Genomic DNA, 11,735 nt, shown 5'->3' with positions numbered 1-11,735 from the left:
GATAAAATGATTAACCATTCAGTAATTGCTGTAGTCATACCCTGCTATAAAGTGAAATCTCATATTCTCGGTGTCATATCGGGAATTGGTCCAGAAGTGGATAAAATCTACGTGGTGGACGACTGCTGCCCCGATCAGTCGGGAGCTTTTGTTGAGCAAGAATGCAGCGATCCACGCGTCAAGGTAATCAAGTGCCCGGTAAACCAAGGTGTAGGCGGCGCTGTAATGACGGGGTATGCCGCTGCGATAGCAGACGAAGTAGACGTCATCGTCAAGGTAGACGGCGATGGACAAATGGATCCGCTGCTAATACCCGACTTCGTTCTTCCCATCCTGAATGGCCAGGCAGACTACACCAAAGGCAATCGCTTCTTTGATCTGGAAGAGATCCGACAAATGCCTAAAATTCGGCTGTTCGGAAATGCGGCATTGTCCTTCCTTACTAAACTTTCCTCTGGGTACTGGGACCTTTTCGATCCTACCAATGGCTTTACTGCGATACATTCAGACATTGCCAGGCACTTGCCTGTCAAAAAAATCAGCAAACGGTACTTTTTTGAAACAGACATATTGTTCAGGCTCAATACGCTTCGCGCTGTAGTAATTGATATTCCCATGGACGCTAAATACGAGGACGAAGTCAGTAATCTCAAGATATCGAAGATTATTGGAGAGTTCTTCATCAAACACATGCGAAACATGGGCAAAAGAATATTCTACAACTATTACCTGAGAGACATGTCACTGGCGTCAATTGAGTTACCGCTGGGGCTCATCATGGTTCTACTGGGCACTGCTTTTGGTATGACTCACTGGATTCAGTCACTTCAGTCAGGTGTTGCAACATCTGCCGGTACCGTGATGCTTTCTGCGCTTCCTATCATTCTTGGTACCCAGCTCATTCTTGCCTTCATAGGTAGCGACATACAATCGGTTCCGAGAAGACCGCTTCACCTCACGAAGAAACGTCAAAACAAGGTCGACAAATAATACAATGATTATCTATTTGATTGCGTTAATTTGTGTACTAGGAATAGCGGCAGGCCAAATACTGTTCAAGCTGAGCGCTACCGCCCTGCATAAAAGTGGAACAATATTTGAAACCAACACGCTGCTGACCTTGTTCTCTGCATTTGCGCTCTATGGCATTACTACATTGGCTTGGGTATGGGTGTTACAAAAGATAGAATTAGGCAAAGTTTATCCCCTGATGGCTCTGGCGTTTGTGCTCGTTCCAATCGGTAGCCACTTTTTCTTCGGCGAGCGGTTTCAGCCTCAATATTTCCTCGGCGTAGCCATCATAATCATAGGCATATTGATCGCGGTAAGAGCGTAGTCACAGAGCTATTCCAAAGGAAAAAACATGACGCAACCAATGTATTATAAAATAAAAAAACTAATAAACTTAAATCAGTTTATTTTTTTATTCTTGCTAACATGCTTTTCAAGCGCGCATTCAACTGAGCGTAACGAGAGTAGTCAGGTCGAAGGGGTAGTCGATACCGCAACAATTGAAAACAATGAAATCACGCTTCAGGGCTGGGTCGGAGCTTTCAATTCAAAGAATGAAGCAAAAGATATAATAATCACTCTAAATGACAAATCATTATATGAAGGAACGTTAACTGCGGCTTTACGTATGCCACGACCAGACGTCAATAAAGCGCTCGGGCGGGACGATTGGCTTACACCAGGATGGCGTTTAACGACAGCTATACCAAGCAGCTTTGAAAGTGGGACCTACCGCTTGAAGGTTTCAGTTAAAGATGCAAATGGGACAATAACCCCGCTCTCCTTAAATAACAATACCGCGGAAGTCAGATACAAAAACCCTGGCATGCTAACGCTCATTACACCGTACGCAGTCCCCCTAAGCCTAATTGCTCTTTTTCTTTTTTTGCTTTATTTATTTGTTAAAGTGGAAAAAATCACTGATACAATAAATGAAAAATTTACAAAACAACTTCATCCCGCAGCGATACTTTGCGCAGCCGTTCTCTTTATATTTACAATCCTTTTATCACTTGGAATAACGGGCTCATCTTTCAGCGTTGGAGTAAAACAAGCCTCGTTTATAGACAGTAATCCGTCTATATTATGGGGTTCGGAAAAGCCAATTCGTTCAGACGAATGGCTAGTTCTTACTCCCAATTCAATTGCTCAAGCGAATCATATACCGCCCTTTCCGGTGATCAACTCAAACCTCGGGAATGATGGCCAAAATATGCTAATCATCGGCATGACAGGTGTGCCGGTTGCTCATGTCTCGCAAATTGTAAAACCTGCAACATGGGGCTTTTATCTATTTGATTTAAAGCGCGCTTTATCATGGAACTGGCTATTTCCAATTTTTGCATGCCTGCTAGCAGTCTGGGCGGTGCTATGCGCTTTGAATCCTGGGTCATGGCGTCTGAACTTCATAGCCTCTCTGACATTCAGTAGTGCTGCTTACGTAGTGGCATGGTCCAACTGGCCTGCATACACGGTATTTTTCCCGTGCCTGGTTTTTCTTTCATTCATAAAAACCTTAGAAACCAAAAACACATTTAAAGTATTTGGTTATAGCTGCTTACTGGGTCTTTCGTTCGCAGGCTTTGTTTTGGTTCTCTATCCGCCTTGGCAAATATCTCTCACCTATGTCTTCATCGCAATTACTGTAGGCAAGGTTATAAAAGATAAATCTTACCGTTCTATATCATTGCTGCACGGGGGGGCTTATATTTTTGCCCTAGCCATTTCAGGTTTGATACTTTACATGTGGTGGCATGATGCTCGCGATGCAATTCACACCATGGAAAGTACGGTATATCCTGGATTACGCACCACACTGACCGGCGCCGACGTAGCTCTGGACTTCTTATTGAGGGGTTACACCAACCTAGGTACACTCAATACTTTTACTAGCCCTTTCACAAATCAAAGCGAAATTGCGTCCTTTTACTACATGCTTCTGCCGCTAATGACACTGTTTTTAATTAAAGCCTATAGAAAACAATTGTCTGCTGTCGAGGTAGCTTTGGCTGTGACGATTTCGTTTATCTTATGCTTCATGTTTTTGGGCATACCAAAAGAACTTGCGGAATACAGTTTATGGGGACGAGTACCGGGCAAACGTGCGGATCTCGCACTGGGTTTTGCTTGTCTGGTATTGACCTCATTACTTGCCACAACGAAAAACTCCACGCCAATTAAACAATCGAATTTCTTAGCTGCCGGAAGCGCAATCATATGGGCAGTAACTATTTATACAGTCACTTACCAACAAGATATAAATATACTAAACACTTTATCAACTTCATTAGTACTCATCATCACCGCTACCGCACTCGTAGCAGGCTATCTATTAGCACGTGGCTCAATACGATCTTACTTTATCGTTATGCTCAGTCTTTCTGCCTTCACCACTTATGACTTCAACCCGGTCGTATTGGCTCCACAATATGTAAAAGCCAAGTCGACTGCATTAACGAAAGAAGACGAAAGCAATGCCGACAGAGTACTTGTACTGGAAGCTTTAACTCCCTCAATGTACCTATTGGCATCGGGTACCAAGGTAGTAAATGGCATATTTTATTACCCGCAAACTACAATCTGGAAACAACTCGACCCAGCATCGTTACACTCAGACATATATAATCGTTATCAGCACCTCACATTTCATATAGATAACGACATGAAGGGTGTGCAAACTTTCTTGATAGAGACCCCAAGACCCGATGTTGTAAAGGTGTCTTTGAACCCTGAGACTTTCGACTTTAGTGTTCTGTCTGCGACCAAGGTTGTGGCACCGTCATCAGCAACTAGACTTACAAAAAACAGTTCACTAACCTATATTTCCACACAAGACGGCTGGGCATGGTTTAAAATAAAAAACAAGACCATGTAATTTCGTGAATCTGGCATGGCCAGGCATATATGTTTTTGTGTCCTGGTCATACCACACGCTTTAAGTTCAAATGGTAACCTCATTGAATCTTTATTAGCCTACTAGTCTAAAAATTCGTCCATCGGGCACCTTTCAGTACAAACAAGTGTGAACGTGTTGCTAAAGCTACTTGCCAATTTTTCGTAACGTGTACAGACATTCCTTGAGCCGACTGAACAACTGATCGTAACGTCGTGTTTTTGTTGTAATGAAGCTGTCAAACAGCCAAGGCAGACCGCGTCGAGACTTGCGATGCACTTGCTCAGAGGAATCACTGGCTGTCCATTCTTCAACGGCCGTATTACTGACTCAGTATCTGGCTGTCATGAACATTATCGGCACGGCAAAGCTTGTATGGTTCCCCTGATGCCTAGAAGACTGATCTGCTCCAGTAGACGCGAGTCAGCCTGTTCGACGGGCGGCAGCATGAGGCATAACGGGAAGCTATGACTGCCGCTGGCGAGGTGTTTGGGTGCCTCTTGGCAACCTGAGAGCATCATCGCAACCAAAGCGACTTTCAGGTAAACCTAGTAAAATAGCCAACAGCGAGATGCCCTTACTAGTCTTCAGAAATCAAGGTCAATAACCATGGTCTTGACTCCATCCTTTGGGCTGAAAAACACAAAAAATCTCACACATTGAAAGTCTTTTGAACATCGTCATAGCTCTTTAGCTCCAAAGCATTAGCGATAAAGAGCTAGCGACTGCAAACTTACAAAACATACACAGCAGAATAATCAAGGGCATATATGCCTAATGACTGGTATCCTCTGGATAATCGCTACTATGATCAACGAGGCAAATATAGTTAACATCACAATCAAAGGGTACCATACCCACGGACTTAGCCCCCCTGTCCTACTTATCAATTCACCGAGAATTTGAAGAGGTATCATATGGCACATGTATATTCCAAACGTTTGCTGGCCTAAAAAGCCAATTTTCCTACTGACAAAAACAGTATTCCGTTTGAAGACAGAAATAAAGAACGTGTAAGCGCCCAGCGCAGCCAGCAACACCGACGGCGCGTAATAGTTAAAATAAACTATGCTGTATCTGCCATCCCCGATAGATTTAAAGTATGTACCAAAGATAGTAATCAGCGTACCTACAACCCAAGCTGCAAGACCAACCAAACCAAGACTAACAACGTTGTCACGCTTATTTAATTCCTCGTACAAAACCGCGCCCATCAGCATATAAGCTGAATAAATTGGCACATAAGCCATATCAATCCCCAGCCACAACTGGCCAGTAATATCTTTAAAAAAAGGCAATATGGATGATCCTACTATTGCCAACAGCGTGACCCACAGTTTTTCACTACGAGTTGCTGAGCGAAAGAATCGACTGGTTAACGGTAAAAATAAATATGCTCCAATCAACGCATACACGAACCACATATGCAAAACCGGACCTTGAACAATTTCTAAAGCCCAGTTTTTAACAATTTGACCATGAACATGCTCATTGTAAATCAGATAGATCACAGACCATGCAACAAGAGGTATTAAAACAAGCTTTACTTTAAAAAAAATAGACTTTAGGGAATGCTCCCGGTCCAACAAAACTGATCCAGTGACCATAAAAAAGATCGGAACACTGATTCTTGAAAGACTGTCGTAAACAAGTGCTGCATTCCACTGCTCACCAAAGCTCACAAAGCCTGGTGCGCTTATATGTATCATCACGACCATACAGATCGCCATCGCCTTCAATGCATCCAGCGAAAAATCTCGCGTGTTCGAAGTCATACTCATTGACATCTGCCACTCTCCCTTTTAATTTTTTTAGCAAACACAGTAGAAATGTGTGTAAACCCGAACCGTACAACCCCAAACTATTACCGAGTAAAGTAACTAGTCGAAAAGTAATTTTTCTCACCAAATGCTAACGTAAAACTTACATGATGAGGATCTTTTTTAATATCGCTCTCTCCTGACAAAGGGAGAGGACTTATCTTATTTTTATTGGTATCTGATTAGTAGGACTTCGTGACTATCCCCTTGGCTTTAACAACGAGATAGTCAACAACGTGTTAGCGATTATGTAATAACTTAACCAAACAAGTCAGCGGTGCGCGGTGGAAAAGCAACCGAAAAGTCTTCCGCTGCCAGCGTCAGGTTAGGATTGTAGTAAGGGTCATGTTTGATAATCGCCCGCCACTTGTTCTGCATGTACTCAACTTCGCTGATGAATCTCTTTATTTTCTCTGGGGTGTCTTCGTAACCACGCGTTGCGGATTCGTGGTGGTAAAGATCTGCGTTAGGGGTCCAGATGTTCTGGTAGCCGGCTTGCATGATCTTCAGGCACAGATCCACATCATTGAACGCAATCTTCAGGTCTTTGGCGTTAAGCCCACCCACTTCCTGAAAAATCGACTTCTTGACGATCAGACATGCGGCGGTAACAGCAGACATACCCTGAATTAACGACGCCCTGCCAAAATAGCCGTGATGACCACGTGGGAGCATTTTGTGAGCATGCCCAGCGAGTGTCAGTGGGCCCATGATTACGCCGCCATGCTGGAGCCGCTCGTCGGGGTACCACAATCTTGCACCAATTGCTCCGGAGTTAGGCTGTAACGCCAGGGATACCATTTCATCCAGCCACTCGGGATTGATGACTTCGATATCGTTGTTGACCAACCCTATGAGTTCACCTTTGGCATGCTCTACCGCGTTATTGTTGAGCGCGGAATAGTTAAATTCGCCATCGTCTCGAATAACAGTAACGCCCGTCAGACGTGACAGCATTTCGAAATACTGCAGCGACTGCGGATCATCAGAACCATTATCGACCAGAATGATTTCGTAGTTGGGATACAGCGTCTTGTGGCGAATGCTCTCAATGCATTGCTTCACCAAGGCGTAAGCATTACGCGTCGGTATGATCAAACTCACCAAGGGCTTTACAGCGGGCAGGTCGTAATGGACGCGGTACATGCCAAAATCAAGTAACTCGACGCGCCCGGCGATGCCAGACCTTTTCAGGTGTTCTTCCAGTGCCTTTTGCCCTGCATTTTGTGCATAGGGTTTTTCATCGGTGGACATTGCAGTGCTGCCTGCATGTATACGCCAATGATAAAGTACACGTGGGATATGAATGATCTGAGCGGCCTCGACTTGTTCAACGCAGCGAAGCGCGAGATCATAATCCTGAGCGCCTTCCATGCCGACCCGGAAACGCCCAATGCGCTCAACGAGGTCTTTGCGGTACGCACCCAGATGGCAGATCATGTTATGTGAGCGGAAGAGGTATGGGTTCCAGTCGGTTTTGAAGTAAGGAGCCGACCTGACGCCCTGCTCGTCTATCTTGTCTTCGTCCGAATAGATAACCGCCGCATCAGGATGATTATTGATCGTTTTGGCCATCCAGAACAGGGCATGTTCAGGGAGTGTGTCGTCGTTATCCATCAGGACAATGAACTCGCCTGATGCGATGTCGAGCGCCGAGTTGCTTGCCTTCGAGATGTGCCCGTTTTGCTCGCGATAAACCACTTTTATCCGGTGGTCGGATTTAGCACTCTGCTCCAGGAATAAGCGCACACGATGATCGGTCGACGCATCATCGGCTATGCATAACTCCCAGTTAAAGTAGACCTGGGTTTTTATGCTTTCGATGGCATCTCTCAGCATCTCGATAGGCGGGTTGTAAACAGGCATGATGATGGAAAGTAGCGGCTTGGTTTTCCAGGCGCCCATTTCCTCATACATGCAAAGACGATCAATATCGTCAATCGTGTCGAACTCTTCGACCCATCGAGCGTAGGTGTCAAGTTGCTCCGGTACGTTTTCAGCGTGGGCGACTGCCGGCGTCTCTGGCTCTACCGTATGCGAAAGCGCGTCATGAGCAGGAAATGCCACCGGTGCTTGCTCTCCGCTGCTCGCGCGTCGAATGGCAGCCACTAGTTTTCTAAGCGGTGAGGTTATCTTCCAGCTGGTCGAGCCTTGTAGCTCCATAATGGTGAGGTTCAGATTATGGATGTGCGTATCCCGCTCAATCAAAGCAGCCGCGAATACCGCCTCTTTTCTGGCCAGTTGTTGTTGCTCTAGGGCCAGCTCTCGCTGCAGCCGTTCTATGACAGCAGAAGATTGCTTTCTCTGAAGCGAGTTCTCTTGGCGGAGACGCTTAAGCATGACTCGATGACCTCGTAATTTCTTTTGATTTCTTCCGAATACACCACGTTGCTCCTAAGGCAAGACGGTCACTCGCACTCCTTTCGACGCTCCGTATATTACACGAGTTGACAGTGACGGTTCAGCTTCTGACACCAGATAAACATCATTAAACATGGGCGATACCTGGGTCTGCGGACCCGCGTGCTACCTTCGAACCGGGCTGAACGCTGCAAACCTCCAGCGCACTCCTTCGACCACAGTTGGTTTTCCCCACTGACTCCCAAAACCAAGCGTAACTACCACATATTGCGTTTATGCGAAGACGAAAAGAATGCTGTAATTTTCCTCTTCCACACGCTCATTTTCTGAGCCTGAACACTCAACACTCAACACTCAACACTCAAATCATTCTGGAGGGTCTTGTTCTGACCTTCGATTACCACATGCGCACGAAAATCACACCTTACCTGTTGATACATAACGCCTATTCTGGGGATCTGATCAATCTCACCACCGGGCGGATGTACCAGTAAGCGCGTGTGGGCCTCATTCAACCGCACAGATTGGCCATGGCCGCTCAGTCGCGCGGCATCGCCATAAGCCACAACCGTCAAGCGCCAGCAGTTAAAGCCAGCGAGATCCCATTGGCAGGGTTCGTCGCTTCGCATCTTCGTGAAAAACTCACGCGCAACACGGCATCCCATTCCACCAGCCAAGTGTGACAGCGCCACGATTACGCTGCGTGCCGGATCACATGAGCAACGCAACTTTATGATTTAAAAAGATAAAAACACGAGCACCGACAGAAGGTAGGTTGTATACCCGTGCTTTAGCGTTCACAATTGAGTTCTTTATAAACGATGTTCGTAATGCAGCCGGCAACGTTCATACCTTGCGCAGGCCGGAACGGCATGTGTAGCATCTAGCCTTGAATTTAAGAGCCAATTTACTATTATGAGCCGCCTGCCTTTTGATTTTTCTGCTGTCGAATACCTACGCCTGAACCCTGATGTCGCTTCCGCAGATATGCACCCTGCGCAGCATTATCTGGATTTTGGCCGTGCAGAAGGTCGGAGATATCAGGATATATCTATCGATAAGCAGCAGCTGCGCAGCCTCGGTATTTTTGATTCTGAATTCTACATGAGTGAGAATCCTGACGTAGCTAGTGCAGGCCTGGATCCAGCGGAGCATTTTCTAACAGGCGGTTGTGCTGAGGGCAGGTGGGCAAGTCTTTTCTTCCGATCTAACTGGTACATGGATTGTCACCCAGATTCGAAATTACACCCCAAGAATTGCTTGTTTCACTATTCGGAAATAGGTAGCCGACTAGGCTATGAGCCGAACCCCTTTTTCGAACCTGAATATTACACAGCGAAATACAAACAATACATAGGGATTGAAGAACCCTTGGCGCACTTCATCAAACATGGCAAAGAAGGCTTTAATCCTTCTCCAAGGTTCGATTCAGCCGCCTATATAAAAACCACAGGATGTTCTGAAAACCCATTAAAACACTACCTACAGACCGGCATGCAAGCCGGCGTTCCTTTACTGCGAGCAGAACCTGTCCAAGCGCATGAGGAAGTGGAGTCAGCCTTTATAAACACTCTGAAAAAATCAGGCCCATTTAAACGAGTCGTGCTGCTAATCACTCACAGCCCCGATGGAAAAATAAAACCCCATGTAGGCGATTACGCGGCAGAGCTTGCTCGTGGGGATCTGTCTGTATTTCTTATAGTAGCCTCTGATGTTAACGATGTAACAATACCTGAAGGCCTTCGCGAAACCTGCTCGAACATTGTTGTACGACAAAACACAGGATTCGATTTCGCGGCATGGGCACACATCATCAAAACACACAGCTGGTTAGAGGACTGCGAAGAGCTGATCTTGACGAATGACAGCATCATTGGTCCTGTTGGCGTTAGCGGACCAGCGCTCATGAACAAGGTACGGTCTAGCGACGCAGATGTCATTGGCCTCGTTGAGAATATTGAACATGCCAGTCACCTGCAGAGCTTCTTTTTAGTTTTTCGCGAGAAAGCAATTCAGTCAGATAGCTTTAAGAAATTCTGGTTGAGCGTTGTTAACCATAACGACAAAAGCAAAGTCATTCGCGATTACGAGATAACCTTTACCAGCATACTCCGGGCCTCTGGACTAAAGACAGACTGTATCTTCCAGAAAGCGAGTGAAAATAATGCCACTGTATTTAATTGGGAAAAACTCTTAAACGAAGGTTTCCCATTTCTAAAATTTGAGGTGGTAAAAAACTCAAACATTGACACTCTTCAACATATTAAAACCCTTCTCAACGCGGCGCATTACGACACCTCGCTCATTCCTCAACTTGCTAATTTATCAGCAAACTGAGTACAACCTAGAGCCCATAAGCATACGGCACCCTGCCAGCTCATGGGCTCCAGGCTTTATTATGACGGAACATGTTTAAGCTGGCGCCTCATAGACCTTGTCTCAAGTGAAGGTATTGCAGGCCCTTAACATTGAGCCCAGCTCGCAGATACTCTCTCGAAAGGTTGACGCTACAAATAGTGTGGTCGCCGTATAAATCAAGACGACTTTTTAAACCGACAGAAATAGCTTCTCACCTTTGTGATCAGCAAACGTATATAGCAGTCTAAACAAGCCCCAGGCACACAGCCAACATCAAGCTCAAGTTGCCCTGGACTGTCTGCCGGTACACCCCGGACTTGCGGAGTGTGGTCACTCGCTTGAAAAAAGACTGCCGACGGCCATTGTCGAAATGCGCCAGCACGTTTCGGTTTTCTTCAGTGAGCATGGCTTCCATCCCCTTCAGAGTCGCCACGTTCGCATCGTTCCACTCGATGAATCGTCCTGAAAGCATTTTGCGAAAACGTATCAGTCTGTCGCGAGTACTGGCGTTGGCACCGATCAGGTTTCCGCAGTGCTGACGGTAATAGAGGCAGGGCTCGGGATCATAGAAAACCTGACCGCCGCACCCTGTTACCAGAAGGTAGGTGAGCCAGTCATGGGCAATCAGCGGAGCGTGTTCGGGTAACTGGACCAGTAAATCACGCGCAGGCTGGTTGATCAGCATTGTGTTGGCGCCCGCCAGGCTCTGAACCAGGGCGTTCTTAAAGGACGGGGTTTTTTTGAACTGCGGAGAAACGCCTATTACTTTCAGGCCTGCATCGACCAGTCGGGTTCTAGAGCAGTAAAGCGCTGGCGTGCCGCGTTTTATCAGTTCAAGACAATCGACACTTCTCTTCAGCTTGTCGCTGAACCAGACGTCATCCTGATCGCTGAACGCGAAATAATCGGCGTCTATTTCAGGGCGTTTAACCAGAGAGATAAAGTTTTCTGCGAAGCCTTTGCAGGGCCCGTTGAACACCACCAATCGCTCGCTTCCCCAACGAGTCTGGTATTCGGACAAGACCCGAAGCGTGTCATCGGTCGATGCATCGTCGGACACATACAGAGTCCAGTCGCGCAGCGTCTGAGAAGCGAACGATTCGAGTTGCTCGCGAAGGTATGCAGCACCGTTGTAGGTACACATCAAAATGGCGACGCGTGGATGACCCGAAAAGCGATCGCCAGCCTCGGACGAGCCTCGACCTTGCAGCGGGCTGAGACTGTCCGACCTTTGTTCTTCGGGAAGCTGCGTTTTCAAGAAACCTTTCGCCTGCAAAAACCGCGCATTTTAC

Annotated in this window: 7 protein-coding genes; 4 read left to right on the top strand and 3 right to left on the bottom strand. The window is 46.4% G+C overall.

Annotated elements, in window-relative coordinates; translation table 11 throughout:
- Nucleotides 1-6: 6 nt before the first annotated feature.
- The 3 genes from I9H09_RS04455 to I9H09_RS04445 are packed head-to-tail and all read left to right on the top strand — an operon-like array spanning nt 7 to nt 3,886.
- A complete protein-coding gene (locus tag I9H09_RS04455) occupies nt 7-990 on the top strand; it encodes a glycosyltransferase family 2 protein (RefSeq protein WP_024670107.1) in 984 nt (327 codons plus the stop codon).
- A 7-nt stretch (nt 991-997) separates the two neighbouring features.
- On the top strand, nt 998-1,336 hold the full coding sequence (locus I9H09_RS04450) for an EamA family transporter (RefSeq protein ID WP_024670106.1): 339 nt from the start codon (nt 998-1,000) through the stop codon (nt 1,334-1,336).
- 27 nt (nt 1,337-1,363) lie between these two features.
- Nucleotides 1,364-3,886 carry a DUF7657 domain-containing protein gene (locus tag I9H09_RS04445; protein WP_122347088.1) on the top strand — a complete coding sequence of 841 codons (2,523 nt, stop codon included), beginning with the start codon at nt 1,364-1,366 and terminating at the stop codon, nt 3,884-3,886.
- A 776-nt stretch (nt 3,887-4,662) separates the two neighbouring features.
- On the opposite strand, the gene I9H09_RS04440 is transcribed toward I9H09_RS04445, so the two are convergent.
- Nucleotides 4,663-5,685, bottom strand: a complete 1,023-nt coding sequence (locus I9H09_RS04440; RefSeq protein WP_144114436.1) for an acyltransferase — start codon at nt 5,683-5,685, stop codon at nt 4,663-4,665.
- Between the two features lie 297 nt (nt 5,686-5,982).
- A complete protein-coding gene (locus I9H09_RS04435) occupies nt 5,983-8,064 on the bottom strand; it encodes a glycosyltransferase (protein ID WP_122347087.1) in 2,082 nt (693 codons plus the stop codon).
- A 936-nt stretch (nt 8,065-9,000) separates the two neighbouring features.
- Between I9H09_RS04435 and I9H09_RS04430 the strand changes: the two genes are divergently transcribed.
- Nucleotides 9,001-10,422 carry a rhamnan synthesis F family protein gene (locus tag I9H09_RS04430; RefSeq protein WP_122347086.1) on the top strand — a complete coding sequence of 474 codons (1,422 nt, stop codon included), beginning with the start codon at nt 9,001-9,003 and terminating at the stop codon, nt 10,420-10,422.
- A 265-nt stretch (nt 10,423-10,687) separates the two neighbouring features.
- Here the strand turns inward: I9H09_RS04430 and I9H09_RS04425 are convergent, their stop codons facing one another.
- The gene (locus I9H09_RS04425; RefSeq protein ID WP_122347397.1) at nt 10,688-11,701 is read right to left on the bottom strand and encodes a glycosyltransferase family 2 protein; all 1,014 of its coding nucleotides are present in this window, start codon (nt 11,699-11,701) and stop codon (nt 10,688-10,690) included.
- Nucleotides 11,702-11,735: the final 34 nt, after the last annotated feature.

It is taken from the genome of Pseudomonas tremae (assembly GCF_023278125.1).
Lineage (GTDB): Bacteria > Pseudomonadota > Gammaproteobacteria > Pseudomonadales > Pseudomonadaceae > Aquipseudomonas > Aquipseudomonas tremae.
This window is presented reverse-complemented; position numbering and strand designations above follow the sequence as displayed.

Excerpts from the sequence above, each read along its gene's own strand:
- I9H09_RS04430 (WP_122347086.1), top strand. The coding sequence starts at position 9,001 with ATGAGCCGCCTGCCTTTTGATTTTTCTGCTGTCGAATACCTACGCCTG.
- I9H09_RS04440 (WP_144114436.1), bottom strand. The coding sequence starts at position 5,685 with ATGAGTATGACTTCGAACACGCGAGATTTTTCGCTGGATGCATTGAAG.
- I9H09_RS04455 (WP_024670107.1), top strand. The coding sequence starts at position 7 with ATGATTAACCATTCAGTAATTGCTGTAGTCATACCCTGCTATAAAGTG.
- I9H09_RS04435 (WP_122347087.1), bottom strand. The coding sequence starts at position 8,064 with ATGCTTAAGCGTCTCCGCCAAGAGAACTCGCTTCAGAGAAAGCAATCT.
- I9H09_RS04445 (WP_122347088.1), top strand. The coding sequence starts at position 1,364 with ATGACGCAACCAATGTATTATAAAATAAAAAAACTAATAAACTTAAAT.